The organism is Mycobacterium bulgaricum (assembly GCF_041287165.2).
GTDB classification, from domain to species: Bacteria; Actinomycetota; Actinomycetes; order Mycobacteriales; family Mycobacteriaceae; genus Mycobacterium; species Mycobacterium bulgaricum.
Genome location: NZ_JBGGKV020000006.1, coordinates 328,111 through 343,166 on the forward strand (window position 1 = coordinate 328,111; position 15,056 = coordinate 343,166).

General features: G+C 65.1%; 15 protein-coding genes. 12 read left to right on the forward strand and 3 right to left on the reverse strand.

Translation table 11 applies throughout. From position 1 onward, the window contains the following. Positions 1–74 precede the first annotated feature (74 nt). Entirely contained in the window at positions 75–680 is a 606-nt protein-coding gene (locus ACAG24_RS18585; protein ID WP_370474147.1) for an HdeD family acid-resistance protein, read from the reverse strand. A 239-nt stretch (positions 681–919) separates the two neighbouring features. On the opposite strand from ACAG24_RS18585, the gene ACAG24_RS18590 reads away from it, so the two are divergent. From ACAG24_RS18590 to ACAG24_RS18620, 7 genes are read left to right on the forward strand one after another with little or no spacing between them, the layout of a single operon-like run. Beyond that, positions 920–1,798: an ABC transporter substrate-binding protein gene (locus ACAG24_RS18590; RefSeq protein WP_370474148.1), complete on the forward strand. Its 879-nt coding sequence runs from the start codon at positions 920–922 to the stop codon at positions 1,796–1,798. Positions 1,799–1,803: 5 nt separating this feature from the next. Then, positions 1,804–2,730 (forward strand): amino acid ABC transporter permease, encoded by a 927-nt coding sequence (locus ACAG24_RS18595; protein WP_370474149.1) that lies wholly within the window; start codon positions 1,804–1,806, stop codon positions 2,728–2,730. Between the two features lie 40 nt (positions 2,731–2,770). After that, positions 2,771–3,523, forward strand: coding sequence for an amino acid ABC transporter ATP-binding protein (locus ACAG24_RS18600; protein ID WP_370474195.1), 753 nt, complete (start codon positions 2,771–2,773; stop codon positions 3,521–3,523). After that, positions 3,520–4,635, forward strand: coding sequence for a MacS family sensor histidine kinase (gene macS / locus ACAG24_RS18605; RefSeq protein WP_370474150.1), 1,116 nt, complete (start codon positions 3,520–3,522; stop codon positions 4,633–4,635). Before ACAG24_RS18600 ends, macS begins: the two co-directional genes overlap by 4 nt. Beyond that, entirely contained in the window at positions 4,611–5,264 is a 654-nt protein-coding gene (locus tag ACAG24_RS18610; protein ID WP_370474151.1) for a response regulator, read from the forward strand. Before macS ends, ACAG24_RS18610 begins: the two co-directional genes overlap by 25 nt. A gap of 44 nt (positions 5,265–5,308) precedes the next feature. Continuing rightward, entirely contained in the window at positions 5,309–7,105 is a 1,797-nt protein-coding gene (locus ACAG24_RS18615) for a DUF2339 domain-containing protein (protein WP_370474152.1), read from the forward strand. 42 nt (positions 7,106–7,147) lie between these two features. Then, the gene (locus ACAG24_RS18620) at positions 7,148–7,651 is read left to right on the forward strand and encodes a Dps family protein (RefSeq protein ID WP_370474153.1); all 504 of its coding nucleotides are present in this window, start codon (positions 7,148–7,150) and stop codon (positions 7,649–7,651) included. Here ACAG24_RS18620 and ACAG24_RS18625 read toward each other — a convergent pair. Then, positions 7,626–8,900 (reverse strand): adenylate/guanylate cyclase domain-containing protein, encoded by a 1,275-nt coding sequence (locus tag ACAG24_RS18625; protein WP_370474154.1) that lies wholly within the window; start codon positions 8,898–8,900, stop codon positions 7,626–7,628. The two genes, ACAG24_RS18620 and ACAG24_RS18625, sit on opposite strands and share 26 nt — an antisense overlap. Positions 8,901–8,939: 39 nt before the next feature. On the opposite strand from ACAG24_RS18625, the gene ACAG24_RS18630 reads away from it, so the two are divergent. The 5 genes from ACAG24_RS18630 (at position 8,940) to ACAG24_RS18650 (ending at position 14,198) form a co-directional block, all read left to right on the forward strand. Further along, positions 8,940–9,737: a nitrilase-related carbon-nitrogen hydrolase gene (locus ACAG24_RS18630; RefSeq protein ID WP_370474155.1), complete on the forward strand. Its 798-nt coding sequence runs from the start codon at positions 8,940–8,942 to the stop codon at positions 9,735–9,737. 171 nt (positions 9,738–9,908) lie between these two features. Then, on the forward strand, positions 9,909–10,838 hold the full coding sequence (locus ACAG24_RS18635) for a ferritin-like domain-containing protein (RefSeq protein ID WP_370474156.1): 930 nt from the start codon (positions 9,909–9,911) through the stop codon (positions 10,836–10,838). Beyond that, positions 10,835–12,370, forward strand: coding sequence for a flavin-containing monooxygenase (locus ACAG24_RS18640; RefSeq protein WP_370474157.1), 1,536 nt, complete (start codon positions 10,835–10,837; stop codon positions 12,368–12,370). The genes ACAG24_RS18635 and ACAG24_RS18640 overlap by 4 nt, the downstream gene beginning before the upstream one ends. An 83-nt stretch (positions 12,371–12,453) precedes the next feature. Continuing rightward, positions 12,454–13,350, forward strand: coding sequence for an alpha/beta hydrolase fold domain-containing protein (locus ACAG24_RS18645; RefSeq protein ID WP_370474158.1), 897 nt, complete (start codon positions 12,454–12,456; stop codon positions 13,348–13,350). A 32-nt stretch (positions 13,351–13,382) separates the two neighbouring features. Continuing rightward, on the forward strand, positions 13,383–14,198 hold the full coding sequence (locus ACAG24_RS18650; protein WP_370474159.1) for an SDR family NAD(P)-dependent oxidoreductase: 816 nt from the start codon (positions 13,383–13,385) through the stop codon (positions 14,196–14,198). Here the strand turns inward: ACAG24_RS18650 and ACAG24_RS18655 are convergent. Then, positions 14,189–15,025, reverse strand: coding sequence for a MerR family transcriptional regulator (locus ACAG24_RS18655; protein WP_370474160.1), 837 nt, complete (start codon positions 15,023–15,025; stop codon positions 14,189–14,191). The genes ACAG24_RS18650 and ACAG24_RS18655 overlap by 10 nt on opposite strands. Between the last annotated feature and the right edge of the window lie 31 nt (positions 15,026–15,056).

A 15,056-nucleotide genomic window follows, 5' to 3' on the forward strand; every position in this document is an offset into this window, starting at 1 on the left:
CGGAGCGATCTACCCCGCATCTACGACAGAGTGTAGTAGCTTTCTCGGCGTGCAGCGCTAGGGACTTTGGACCCTCATTCGGGCGCCGGCGCCGTGACTTCCTCCCTGGCCGGCTGCGCTGGGTGTCCGAGGTCCCTGCTCGCCGAACGGATGCCGAACGCAGAGATGACTTCGAAGACACCGAGCACGATCAGCCAGATTCCGACGACCATCGTCAGCGTCTCGATCGAGTCGAACGGCGAGGCCAGCATGATGACACCGGCGATCAGGCTGATCACGCCGATGAAGATCTCCCACGCGCGTCCGGGCAGGGTCGGATCGCTGATGGCTGAAACAGCCGTTGCGACACCGCGGAAAATGAAGCCGATTCCGACCCAAATGGCCAGCAGAAGAATGGCATTTCCGAAATTGCGGAAGCACATTACGGCCAGAATGAGCGCCGCGGCGCCGCTGAGGAACAGCAGCACCCGCCCGCCCGCCGAGACGTGAAGGGCGAATGCGAAGATCACCTGCGAGATGCCGGTGATCAACAGGTATGCGGCGAAGAAGATCGCCGCGACGAAGATGCTGATGGCGGGCCAGAACCACACCATCGCACCCAGAATGATCGCGAGTATCCCGGACAGCAGTGCTGACTTCCAGAGATGCTGCAACATGGTTGGGGGAGCAGCGGTTTCCATGCGCGAAGTCTGACATAGACGCGACACGCCCCGGCCGATTTCGCAGTACGGCTGTGGTGTCTCAATCGTGTCGTTAATGTCTCGTTACCGGCGCTGCGCGCCGGATCATCGGTCGTTAACGTTCCTGGCTGGGATACCCGGTTTGGGGAACTCAGCCGGAAGCGCGGACGACCCGAGAAGAAAGTAGAGGCACAGCAGTGTTGGGTGGAATCCAAGACCGTCGGACGAAGGTCTGGCGCATGGTAGCGGTGTTCGCCGCGACCGGCGCCGTGGCGCTGTCCGGCTGTTCGAGCAGCTCGGAAGCGCCGAGCGAAGAGGGATCCCCGACCGCGGCAGCGCCCGCGGAGAAGGTCGACGCGATCGCGAACACCGTTCCGGAGGCCATCAAGTCCACCGGCACGCTCGTCATCGGCGTGAACATCCCGTATGCGCCGAACGAGTTCAAAGACCCCGAAGGCAAGATCGTCGGCTTCGACGTCGATCTGATGAATGCAGTCGCCGGGACGCTCGGACTGACCCCCGAGTACCGCGAGGCCGACTTCGCGAAGATCATCCCGTCGATTCAGGGCGGCACGTTCAACGTCGGCATGTCGTCGTTCACCGACACCAAGGAACGCGAGCAGCAGGTCGACTTCGTCACCTACTTCTCGGCAGGCACGCTGTGGGCTCAGCCCGCAGGAGGCAACATCAATCCCGAGGACGCCTGCGGCAAGAAGGTCGCCGTGCAGGCGACGACCTACCAGGAGACCGACGAGCTTCCCGCCCGCAGCAAGAAATGCACGGACGAGGGTAAACCGGCCATCGAGATCGTCCCCTTCGACGGCCAGGACGCCGCCACCAACGCGGTGGTCCTCGGCCAGGCCGATGCGATGTCCGCGGATTCGCCGGTCACGCTGTATGCGATCAAGCAGACCAACGGCAAGCTCGAGCAGGCCGGCGAGACGTTCGACGCCGCACCCTACGGGTGGCCGGTGGAGAAGGGCTCGCCCCTGGCGCAGTCACTGCTGCAGGCTCTCGAGCACCTCATCGAGACGGGCAAGTACGAGGAGATCGCCGCGAACTGGGGCCTTGAAGAAGGCATGATCGACAAGCCGGTGATCAACGGCGCGATTTCCTGACAGCGATGAGCGATGCCGGTTCGCCGCCACAGTCCACCTCGCCGCAGGCCATCAACGCCGTCCCGCTGCGCCATCCGTGGCGGTGGGTGGCGGCGGCCGCCATCATCATCCTTGTCGGGCTGTTCCTCTACGGGGCGGCCACCAACCCCGCCTACGGGTGGTCCACGTTCGCCGAGTACCTCTTCAACGAGCGAATCCTGCTGGGGGTGTTCAACACTCTGCAGTTGACCGTCTACTCGATGGTCATCGGCATCATCCTCGGGGTGCTGCTCACCGTGATGCGGTTGTCGGACAACCCCGTGCTGTCCGCGGTCGCGTGGGTGTTCCTCTGGATCTTTCGTGGCACACCCGTATACGTGCAGCTGGCGTTCTGGGGGTTGATGCCCACGGTCTACCAGAACGTGCAGCTGGGCGTGCCGTTCGGACCGTCGCTGCTGCAACTCGATCTTCAGGATCTGTCGTTCCCGTTCGCGCTCGCGGTCATCGGGCTGGCGCTCAACGAGGCGGCCTACATGGCCGAGATCGTGCGCGCCGGCATCACCTCGGTTCCCGAAGGGCAGCTGGAAGCCTCGACCGCACTCGGCATGTCGTGGGGCAAGGCAATGCGACGCACGGTGCTGCCGCAGGCGATGCGCGTCATCATCCCGCCCACCGGCAACGAGGTCATCAGCCTGCTGAAAACCACCTCGCTGGTGACCGCGGTGCCGTACGCGTTCGACCTCTACAGCATCGCGACCCGTGAGATCGCGGCACGTATCTTCGAACCTGTGCCCCTGCTCCTCGTCGCGGCGACCTGGTACCTGATCATCACCAGCATCCTGATGGTCGGGCAGTTCTACCTGGAGCGGTACTTCTCGCGGGGCGCGTCGCGCAAGCTGACCTCGAAGCAGCTCGAAGCGCTGGCGCTGGCGCAGCAGCCCGCGGCAGGGTGAGAGGACTGATATGACGGTGACCGACTCCGCCGACCACCCGATGGTCAAAGCGGAACTGGTCTGCAAGGACTTCGGTGCGCTGAAGGTGCTCAAGGGCATCACGCTCGAAGTGAAGAAGGGCCAGGTTCTGGTCCTGGTCGGGCCATCCGGTTCCGGCAAGTCGACGTTCCTTCGCTGCATCAACCATCTCGAGACCGTCAGCGCCGGAAGGCTTTACGTCGACGGCGCCCTGGTCGGTTACCACGAACGCGGCGGCAAGCTGCACGAGATGAAGCCGCGCGACGTCGCCAGGCAGCGCCGCGATGTCGGCATGGTGTTCCAGCACTTCAATCTGTTCCCACACCGCACCGCGTTGGGCAATGTCATCGAGGCCCCGGTTCAGGTGAAGGGCATCAAGAGGGAAGAGGCGATCCAGCGGGGCAAGGACCTCCTCGCTCAGGTCGGGTTGGCGGACAAAGCCGAGGCCTATCCCGCACAGCTGTCCGGCGGTCAGCAACAACGCGTCGCGATCGCCCGCGCGCTGGCAATGGAGCCGAAGCTGATGCTGTTCGACGAGCCGACCTCGGCGCTGGACCCCGAACTCGTGGGTGAAGTCCTCGCCGTCATGAAAAAGCTTGCCTCGCAAGGTATGACGATGGTGGTCGTCACCCACGAGATGGGGTTTGCCCGCGAAGTCGCCGACGAGCTGGTGTTCATGGACGGTGGCGTCGTGGTCGAGCGAGGCAACCCCCGCGAGATCATGGCGAACCCGCAACACGAACGGACCAAAGCGTTTCTCTCCAAGGTGATGTGACAGCTGATCCGGTCGCGCCGCTGTGGCGGGCCGCTCAGGTGTTCCGTCTGCTCAGCTGCGTCTACGCCTTCGGATTCCATCTGGCGATCAACCCGGATCTGGAGTCCCCGCTGGCCGGCTGGCTGCTGTTCGCGGTGCTGATCGTGTGGAGCGCGGCGTGCGCGGTCGCGTACCTGCAGGGGTTCGGGCGCCGGCCCGGCTGGGTGCTGGCCGAGATCGTCATCGTCGTGGCCCTGATGCTGTCGACGGAGCTCGTCGCCTCCGACCAGTGGGCTCTGGACAACCAGTCCTGGCCCACCACGTTGTGGGCGACCAACGCCACCATCTCGGCGGCGATCTTGTCCGGACCCATCACAGGAATGCTCGCCGGGCTCGTCATCGTCGCCGCCAGTGCGGTACTCAAGGGGTACGTCAGTATCGACCTCGGCCGCAACGCCACCGTCGTCATCGAGCTCGCCGTCGGTCTCGCAGTCGGTATGGCCGCCCAGACCGCGCGCCGCGCCCACGCTGAGCTCGAGCGCGCCACGCGACTGTCGGCATCGCTGGAGGAGCGCGAGCGGCTCTCGCGTCAGGTGCACGACGGTGCGATCCAGGTGCTGGCCCTGGTGGCCCGCCGCGGGCGCGAGATCGGCGGCGACACCGCGCAACTCGCCGAGCTGGCGGGGGAGCAGGAGCGGGCGCTGCGCCGTCTGGTCAGCGCCACCGGTGCGGCGCCGCGCGACGGCGCGACGTCGGACATCGGTGCGATGTTGCGGCGCCGAGCCTCCGACCGCGTATCGGTCAGCGTGCCTGCCGAGCCGGTCGCGCTGCCCGCGGCCGTCGCGGAAGAATTGTTCGCGGCCGTGACCAACGCCCTCGACAACGTGGAGGCGCACGCCGGACCGGACGCCCGCGCGTATGTTCTGCTGGAGGATCTCGGTGGCTCCGTGACCGTGAGCGTGCGTGACGACGGGGTCGGCATTCCCGACGGGCGGCTGGAGACGGCGGTGCGGGAGGGTCGTGTCGGTGTGGCGAAGTCGATTGTCGGACGGATGAATTGGCTGGGTGGCCGGGCTGAGCTCAACACCGGGCCGGGAATGGGGACGGAATGGGAGCTGACCGTACCTCGGTGATGGTCGTCGACGACCATCCGATCTGGCGCGACGCGGTGGCGCGCGACCTCGCCGGCGACGGCTTCGACGTGGTCGCCACCGCCGACGGGGTCGCCTCGGCCAAGCGGCGTGCGGCGGTGGTCAAACCCGACGTGGTGCTGATGGACATGCGGCTGGGTGACGGTGACGGCGCGCAGGCGACCGCCGAGGTGCTCGCGGTGTCCCCGGCGTCGCGCATCCTGGTCCTGTCGGCGTCCGACGAACGCGACGACGTGCTGGAAGCGGTCAAGGCCGGCGCCACCGGATATCTGGTGAAGAGTGCGTCGAAACAAGAACTGGGAGATGCCGTGCGGGCGACCGCGCAGGGCCGAGCCGTCTTCACGCCCGGCCTGGCCGGTCTGGTGCTGGGAGAGTTCCGCCGCATCGAGCGCGATGCTCCCGCCGGTTCACAGGGCCCGACGCTGACCGAGCGGGAGACCGAGATTCTTCGCCACGTCGCCAAAGGACTGACGGCCAAACAGATCGCGTCGCGGCTGTCGTTGAGCCACCGCACCGTGGAGAACCACGTGCAGGCGACATTCCGCAAGCTGCAGATCGGCAACCGGGTGGAGTTGGCGCGCTACGCGATCGAACATGGCCTGGACGAGTAGTAGTACTCATCCGTTCTGAGCGCATTCGCTGCGACGATGCTGGCATGACCGAACCGCACACTGCCGTCATCACCCGGCTCTCGGCGGACTTCGCCGCCCTCTCGCACCAGTTTGCGCGGGTGTCCACGGATCTGGTCGAGCTCGACCGACTCCTCGCAGACCGCCGTGCGACGGTACCGCCCGCGCCCGCGCCTCAGCCGGTGGCGCCGTACTGGCCGCAGCCGTACTGGCCGCAGCAGCGGTACGCACCGCAACCCGTGCCGTTCCGGCCCTATCCGAATCCGCCCGCACCGAAGCCGCCGAAGGAGCGGTCGGAAGGCTGGATCGGAAAGCTGCTGGCCGTCGCCGGTGTGGCCGTCACGCTGATCGGCGTCGTGCTGCTGCTCGTGCTGGCCGCCCAGGCGGGAATTCTGCGGCCGGAGTTCCGTGTGGCGGCGGGCGCGGTGCTGGCCGGGGCGCTGGTGGGCGCGGGCTGGTGGCTGCACAACCGCCCCGGTGGACGGGTCGGTGCGATCGCGCTGGTCGCCACCGGCACCGCTGCTGCCTACATGGACGTCATCGCCGTCACGACGATCTACGAGTGGGTGTCCGCGCCGGTCGGGCTGATCGCCGCAGCCGTGATCGCCGGTGCGGGCCTGACGTTGGCGCGCCGCTGGGACTCGCAGCATCTCGGCCTGCTCGTGCTGGTGCCGTTGATCGCGCTGGCTCCGATCGTCGCCGACGGAATCTCGCTGCTGCTGGTCGGTTTGATGTTGGCGCTGGCGGCCGTGTCATTGCCGGTGCAGCTCGGCAGGGACTGGATCTGGCTGCATGCCGCACGTATCAGCGCCGCGGTCCTGCCGCTGCTGGTGGCGCTCGTGGCGCGGTACTTCGACGGTCGCGACGACCTACTGCTGGCCGGAGCGTGCGCGATCGCGGCAGTCATCGCTGTCGTGGCGGCGTTGATCCTGTTGCCTGGCACCAGGAATCGCACAGCGCTGGCGCTGCTGACTGCTTTCGGCATGGCGCCGGTGCTGTCGGCGAACTTGGCGGTAGACCGTGTCGTCGCCTCCCTGATGGCAGCGACGGTGGCCGCGGCGCTGCTGGCCATCGTGTTCGTCGGGGACCGGCTGCCGGGGGTGTCCGGCGTGGTGCGGCATGTCTTTGCGTCGACGTCGGCGGTGGCCGCGCTGATCGCGGTGACCGCGGCGTTCGACGGCAAGATCGCGGGACCGGTGCTGTTGGCGATGGCGGTGGTGGTTGCGGTGGCCGGCCGCCACGACATCGTCGCGCGCTGGGCGGCGATCGGGTTCGGGGTCGTCGGTGCGGCAGCGCATCTGACCTACTTGCCGCTCGACGCGCTGCTCGAAGCGACGCAAACCGACACTGCCGCAGGCATTTCCACGCTGGTGTCGAGCGTGCTGCTTGCCGCGGCCGCGGTGGCGCTCGTGTGGGCGTGGGACCGTGCGGAGAGTGCTCTGTGGGTGGGTGCGGTCGCGGTGGTCGTCTACGCCGTGACGTCGTTCACCGTGACTGCCGGGATGCTGATCAGCGGGGATGACGGCGGCTTTTTCGCCGGGCACATGGCCGCGACGATCGTCTGGATCGCGATGGCCGCTGCGCTGTTCGCCTACGCCGCGCGACTGCCGCGCGATGACCGTTCCCTCCCGATCGGCGGTGGGCTGGGGCTGGTCGCGGCCGCGATGGCCAAGTTGTTCCTGTTCGATCTCGGCACGCTCGGCGGCATCTTCCGTGTTGTCGTGTTCATCGTCGTCGGATTGATCCTGCTCGGCATGGGAGCCGGCTACGCGCGACTGCTGGAGAAGCAGGACAAGCACACTGTGACTACCGCCACGGAGTAGGACGGCGTAATCTGGACTCATTCCAGATTAGGAGGCGTTGGTATGAGCATGGAAACCACAACGAATGCACGTCGGACTGAAGCTGAGGTCGCGGGATTCCAGGCCTCCCCGGAACTGGGTGACGCCCTGCAGCGGGTGCTGGTCGACCTGATCGAGCTGCACATCCAGGGCAAGCAGGCGCACTGGAACGTCGTCGGGACCAATTTCCGCGACCTGCACCTGCAACTCGACGAGGTCGTCGACTTCGCCCGCGAGGCCAGTGACACGATCGCCGAGCGGATGCGTGCGCTGGACGCGGTCCCGGACGGCCGCTCCGACACCGTCGCTGCCACCACGTCGCTGCCGGAGTTCCCGGCGTACGAGCGCAGCACCGGCGACGTCGTCGACCTGATCAGCGTCCGTATCTACGCGACCGTGGACACGCTGCGAATCGTCCACGATCTCGTCGATGCCGAGGACCCGAGCACGGCGGACATCCTGCACCAGTTGATCGACGGGCTAGAGAAACTGGCGTGGCTGCTCAAGTCGGAGAACCGGAAGGTGTGATCACCTCGGCCCGGTGCCCCACGAGATACCAGGTGTGCATCGGGCCCTTGCCCTTCACCTCGACCACACCGCGCTCCTCGAACTCGAACGCATGCCGAAGACGCTGATACACGCTGTCGGGCACCTGGATTCGGCCCTCGACGTCCGTCGTCTCCATCCTGGCCGCGACGTTGACCGCGTCGCCCCAGACGTCGTAGAAGAACTTTTTCGCGCCGACGACCCCCGCGACGACGGGGCCGGTGGCCATCCCGATGCGCAGTGGAACATCGCGTCCCTGAGGGTCTTTCAGGCCCGCGACCGCATCGGCCATGTCCAGTGCGAGGCAAGCGAGGGCTTCGATGTGGTCGGAGCGGGGAACCGGCACGCCGCTGACCACCATGTACGAGTCACCGCTGGTCTTCACCTTCTCCAGGCCGTGCCGGTCGACCAGCGCATCGAGGTCGGTGTAGAGCCGATCCAGGAACCGGACCAGTTCGGCGGGGGCGGTGTCGCTGGCGCGTTTGGTGTAGCCCGCGATGTCGGCGAACAGGATCGACGCGTCGTCGTACTTGTCGGCGATGACGGTGCGGGTGGGTTCCTTGAGTCTTTCGGCAATGGTGGCCGGAAGGATGTTGGCCAGCAGGCGCTCCGACCGCTCATACTCCGCCTCCATGGCTGCCTCGGCACGGTCGATCTCGCGCAGCGTGTACCAGATGGTCAGTACGAGCATCACCGCCGACGAGATCACAGCGCTGAAGAAGCCGGCGGTCAGAGTCCACGGCGGCCCGAGGCCGCGATCCTCGGGAACGGTCAGCTCCAGACCGATCGTGATGACCACTCCGATCGCCGCGATGACGGCCGCGAGTGCAATGCGCTCGATACCGAGCACGAGAACCGCCAGGGACGACGCGACGACGAAATAGAACTGGAGGCCGGATCCGGTGCCGATCGTGTAGCAGATGAACGTCACCGACACATACGCGAACGTCACGAAGGTCAGCGGAGCAACCAGTTCACCGAGTGGGCACAGCCGTGGAATGGACAGGAACACCAGGCCGCACATGACGTTGACGGCGCCGAGCCACCACAGGTCGCCTCCCAGCGTCAGTTGGAAGACGCCGAACGCCGCGGACACGGCGGCCGCAATCCAACTCGCGATCATCAGCACGCGCAGCCGCCGACCCACGCGGTCGTCGCGGTGCCGGTCCGGTGACCAGGTCTGACCGCCCAGAACCACCTCGGGCACGCAGGCGGGCCGAACGTTGAGCACGCCCGAGCCTATCGCCGAAAGGGCGACTAGCCTGGTCGAATGACACGCATCGCCTGTTGTCAGCTCGATCCGGTGCTCGGCGATCTCGACGCCAACAGCGAGCTCATCGGATCTGCTGTCGCCGAGGCGGTGCGTGACGGCGCAGACATCGTGGTGCTGCCGGAGCTGGCGACGTCGGGTTACATGTTCGCCGACGAAGGCGAGGCGCGGGCTGCGGCGTTGTCACCGTCCGCACCTCATTTCACGAAATGGGCTGACGCCGTGGGTGATTCGTTGGCCGTACTCGGCTTCAGCGAATTGGGCGAGGACGGCAATCTGTACAACAGCGCGGCCGTCATCGATGCCGGCGGAGTAGTGGCGATCTACCGCAAGACGCATCTGTGGGATCGGGAGAGGCTAATCTTCACGCCGGGCTCCCAGCGTCCGCCCGTGTTGCAGACCCCACACGGCTTGGTGGCGGTCATGGTCTGCTACGACCTCGAGTTCGGCGAGTTGACGCGGCAGGTGACGGTGGGCGGGGCTGAGTTGATCGTGGCGCCCGTGAACTGGCCGCTGTTCCCGCGGCCTGAGGGGGAGCGGCCGGGCGAAGTGATCACCGCGATGTCGACGGCGCGACTCAACCGCGTGGCGGTCGCGGCATGCGATCGCGCAGGCGTGGAGCGTGGGCAGGAGTGGACGGGCGGCACGGCGATCGTGGATCAGAACGGATGGGTCGTGGCGTCGGTGGGTTCCGGCGTCGGGAGGGCCGTGGCGGACGTCGACCTCGCGCTGAGTCGGGACAAGAAGCTCACCGAGCATGTGGATCTGCTGGCCGACCGCAGGCTCGATCTGTACTAGGCGAAGCCTGCTTCGACGTCGAGCTAGAGCCACATCCCTGGCGAACGAGCACTGGACGGTCCTGCACCGTCCAATACTACCATTGACAACTGGTACAGTCTCTGGTGACAATAAGCCCGGGGGATGGTTCCGCCTGCTCACGGATTTCGCACGAACAGCCAGGAGTGCCGTATGACGAAGCTCGACCTGAAAGACACGCTGGCGACGATCAAATCGCGGCAGTGGATGTTGAGTGACATCGACTGGGATGCCCCGGGTGCCGAACTGATCCGCGAGGACCAGCGCGAGAACCTCAAGTCCTTCATGGCCGATCTGATGTGGATCGAACACGTCGGCGCGCGGGCGTTCGCGGGTCTGGCTCTGCATGCGCCGACTGAAGAACTCAAAGAGATCTATCGCTACTTTCATGCCGAGGAGCAGAAGCACGCGAACGCCGAGTTGGCGCTCATGAAGCGCTGGGGCTTGCTGGAGGACGGTGAGATCCCACTGCCCGGCGTTCTGATCTGTCACTCGTTGGACACCATGGACAAGATGGCGGACACGGCGCCGTTCGAATATCAGGCGACCATCATCCCGATGCTCGAAGTGGCGCTCGACGGGGCGTTGCTCAAATTCTTGACCGACGAAGTGCAGGACCCCTTGTTGAAAGTGGTGCTGAACAAGATCAACGCCGACGAATCACGCCACCTCGCAGTCGGATTCCACGTGATGGGCATGCTCTCAGGCGCACGCGCCCGACGGACGGCACTGGTGCTGTTCAAGATCCTCCACAGTACGCGCGCCCTTTCCCTGCGACATGTGATTGCGACGCTCCCGATCATCGGCAATATGCGGGAGGAGCTCTACGCGATGGGGTTGGACGGTTCGCGGCTGTCAGTAGCGATGGACCGCTATCGCAAGGCCGGTGAACGGGATCCGAGGCTCGAGTCGAATACCTACTACAAGATCGTCCGCGCTTTCTCGCGGCTGGTCATGGAGCGCCATCCCGTGTGGTCCAGGGTCGAGGCTGTGATGATTGCCTACGCCAAGCGGATTCCGAAGGACAGGTGGCCACAACGCCCGTCCTGGTCCGAGGAGCTCACGTACAAGACGGCGGTATGAACGACCCTGTGCGGCAACGAGACTGCGCGCCACCGGACGGCGATTTGCCTATTCTGACCGCGGTCGTGATCGGCGCCGGCTTCTCAGGCATCGGCGCGGCGATCAAGCTCATCGAGCGAGGTGTCGAGGACTTCGTCGTCCTGGAGCGCAGCGACGATGTCGGCGGCACATGGCGGGACAACGTATATCCCGGTGTGGCGTGCGATGTCCCATCGATCCTCTACTCCTATTCCTTCGCGCCGTATTCATGGAGCAAGGTCTATGCCGAGGGCGCCGAGATACAGCGGTACATCACCGATGTCGTCACGAAGTGGGATGTGCGCCGTTTCATCCGCTTCGGAACCAACGTCCTCAGCCTGAGCTACGACGAGAGGGGCGGGCACTGGGACATCGCTGCCGGTGGCCGAACATACCGCGCCAAGAATGTGATCGCCTCCTACGGTCCTCTGGCGAACGCATCGCTGCCTGACATCCAGGGCATAGATGCCTTCGAAGGCGTGTTGATGCACTCCGCTCGTTGGGACGGCTCCTTCGATTTCGAGGGAAAGTCGGTGGCAGTCATCGGAACGGGTTCGACTGCTGTGCAACTCATCCCGGAACTGGTACGCCGGGCAGGCAAGGTGACGGTCTACCAGCGGACGCCTGGATGGATACTGCCTCGCCACAACGTCACGGTCCCGGCAACGATCAACAAGATCTTCCGGAAGGTTCCGCCGGCGCAGCGCCTGACCCGCGCGGCTCTGTTCCGGGCGACCGAGACCAGCGCGCTGGGTCTGGTGTGGAATACCGCCGTCACTTCCGCGATCGCCGCGGCCGGGAGGCGCTATCTGCGTTCACAAGTGCAGGACGACTGGTTGCGCCGCCGTTTGACTCCCGACTACCGGCCGGGCTGCAAACGGATGCTTGTTTCCGACGAGTACCTGGCAGCGCTGCAAGCGGACAACTGTGAGCTGGTGAGCTGGCCGATCGCGCGCATCGGAGCATCCGGCGTGATGACGTGTGAAGGCATTGAACACCGTGCCGACGTCATCGTGTGCGCCACTGGCTACGAAGTCACGAAGGCCGGACCACCGATCGAGATCACCGGCCGTGACGGACGCTCGTTGAACGAGGAATGGGCGAGGGGTGCATTCGCGTACAAGAGTGTCAGCGTGGCGGGGTATCCGAATCTGTACTTCACCTTCGGACCGAACGCGGGACCCGGGCATACGTCGGCCCTGATGTATATGGAGGCGCAGATCGACTATGCGGTGGAGCTGATTTCGTTGACGCGTAGTCGGAGTCTTCGATCGCTCGAGGTGACGCCGGAGGCGCAGGCAGAGTACAACCGGTGGTTACAGGAGCGACTGACCCGATCGACGTGGAACAGCGGCGGTTGTCGCAGTTGGTATCTGACCGAGGACGGCTTCAACTCGACCATGTTTCCCGGGTTCGCGACGACCTATCGCAAGATCCTCAAGAACGTCGATCTGCACGACTATGTGGCCTACGGGGACCTCGCTCACACATTCGCCGGCTCCGCGCCTACATGACCATCGGTCACCAGGAAGAACCGGTCGTCGTCGACAGTGCTCTGCTGCCGGGCGCTTCTCGCGCGGCGTCGCGCAGTCAATTCGTGACGGCGGTGCTCATGCGGCCGCTCATGCGGCGTCTCCGCCTGACCCGGCGGGGGGTGGCATTTCTGCGCGTCGTGACGGACCTGCCGACGAGGTTCGCGCGCCCAATCCCTGGAACGTCTGTCGAGGTGGTGCGCGCCGGTGACATACGCGGCGAATGGGTGAGGGCACCCGGCGTGGGAGACAGCGACGAAGTGGTGCTGTACATGCATGGCAGCGCTTTCACGATCCTGTCGGCGCGTAGCCACCGTGCCTTGGTGTCCAGACTCTCCGAGAGCACACGTCTTCCGGTTTTCAGTGTCGATTACCGCCTGGCTCCGGAGCATCCGTTTCCGGCGGCCGCGGACGATGTCGCGGTGGCCTATCGTCATCTGGTCGGCCTGGGCTACGCACCCGGAAAGATCGTCTTCGCCGGTGACTCGGCCGGTGGTCATCTCGCCCTCGGTCTTGCTTTGACGCTGGCTCGTTCGCGGGAGATCCCGCCGGCCGGGTTGGTCCTGTTATCGCCCTTGGTCGACCTGAGTCTGGGATTGGCGACGACGCAGGAAGCCCATCGGCCTGATCCGTTGGTCAGGGCCGCCGACTGCCGTCGCCTCGTCGATCTGTACATCGCCGGCTCCGATCGGAGCGACCCGCGGATCACTCTCACACTCGACGACGTCGTCGCGTTCCCTCCCACTCTCATCCAAGCCGGAGGCAATGAGATGCTGCGAGCCGATGCCCAGCATCTGCACCATGTGCTGTCGGCCCATGGCGCCACCAGTTATCTGCAGATCTGGCCGGGGCAAGCGCATGTCTTTCAGGCGTCGTTGCGCCTGCCCGAATCCGTGGCCGCTCTGCGCCAAGCGGCGTCGTTTGTTCGTCATGTCCTGCACATCAGCTCGTCAGCCAAGTGAAAGCAGGTGCGCCAGTGTTTCGTCCTGTACCGGTGTCGAGGTCAGCCCGAGCCGTGGTGACCGGCGCCGGAAGTGGAATCGGCCGTGCGTTCGCAAGGGAACTGGCCCGCCGCAAAGGCGCGGTTGTCTGTTCAGATATCTCGGTCGACAACGCCCGCGAAACGGTGCGGCTCATCGAAAACGCCGGGGGCCGTGCGTGTGTCGTCCCGTGTGACGTCGCTCAGCGATCTGACGTCGAACATCTGGCCAGCGCCGCCATCGAATACTTCGGAGAGCCGCCGAACCTGCTCATCAACAACGCAGGAGTCGGGGCGGGTGGCAGAAGGGTCGGCACCATCGGATTCGACGACTGGAATTGGGTGCTCGGTATCAATCTGTTCGGCGTGATTCACGGATGCGAGATTTTCGCGCCGATCCTTCGGTCCACCCAGCGAGCGGGAATTATCAATGTCGCGTCGGCAGCCGGTTTCAACGCTGCCCCCGTCATGGGGCCATACTGCGTCAGCAAAGCCGGCGTCATCTCGCTTTCTGAGACACTGGCCGCGGAAATGGTCGGGTCCGGTGTCTCGGTCACTGTGGTCTGCCCGACCTTCGTCGCCACGAATGTCGCGCACAACGGCCGCATCTCGCCAGGACCGGTCGAGTTTGCGGCGCGTATGGCGGCGCGGGGCATGGCACCTGAGGTTGTCGCACGAAAATCGTTGGACGCCAACGACAGGGGAAGTCTGTATGTGATGCCTCAGCTCGATGCGAAGCTGACCTGGAGAGTGAAGCGTCTTGCGCCCGCTCTCGTCACCCGAGGGATGGCGTTCAGCAGCCGCTTGATGGGGGTCACAGATTACGACTGACCGGATAGGTCCTTGGTATCGGCCACGCCTTCGGACAGTGCCCGGGTGAGCTCTTCCGACGTGAGGTCGTGCCGGACCATCACGCCCTCGAGATACTGGCCGACCACACGCAGCACGCTGTTCTCCAACGCCCGATTCAGTTGGCTACCAACCACACTCGCGCCAAGCTCACGAACATCGGTGATTGTGGCGGCCAGGTCGGCACGCTGATCCGGTGGCGCTATCCATCCGTCTCCGTACTGGTCGACAAGGCGATCGCGGAGTTCGTCGACTGTGACATCGGCCAACTTCTGCACGGCCTCCTGGGTCGCCTCGGACACGCTGACAAGTACTCGGAGATAGAAGCCCTCATCTTTCGCAGCAGCGACACGTTCCGCGACCGCGGCGTCGTTGAGGACAAGATCGTCGCCGTCTTCGCGCGCAATCTGATAGGCGAGCAGCTTGCGCGCGAGTTCACTGGATTTGTCCACACGCAAAGGGACGGCACACCTGGGCGGGCCCTCGACATGACGCGCGGAGGTGTTCCACGGTGCTCGCAGCACCTTTTCCATACCTGTTTCCTCAGCCAGGTCGCGAAGTCCGAGGATGTCGGCCAAGTTCAGATTCCGGTCGAAGCCGTCCATGAAATCCGAGATGTGCGCGATGCTGTAACCCTTCTGCAGCAGAAAGGCGATCATCTCCAGCGTCCAGCGATGGTTCTCGTCGTAGACGGCGACTCGGCCGGAACGTGTGGGCTTCGGAAGCAGACCTCGTTCCTGATAGGCACGAATATTTCGGGATGTCACACCGGTCAAACGGACGAGGTCATCGATCCGATATTCAGCCATGACACCCCTCCCGTGGCGGTTGACACGCGCA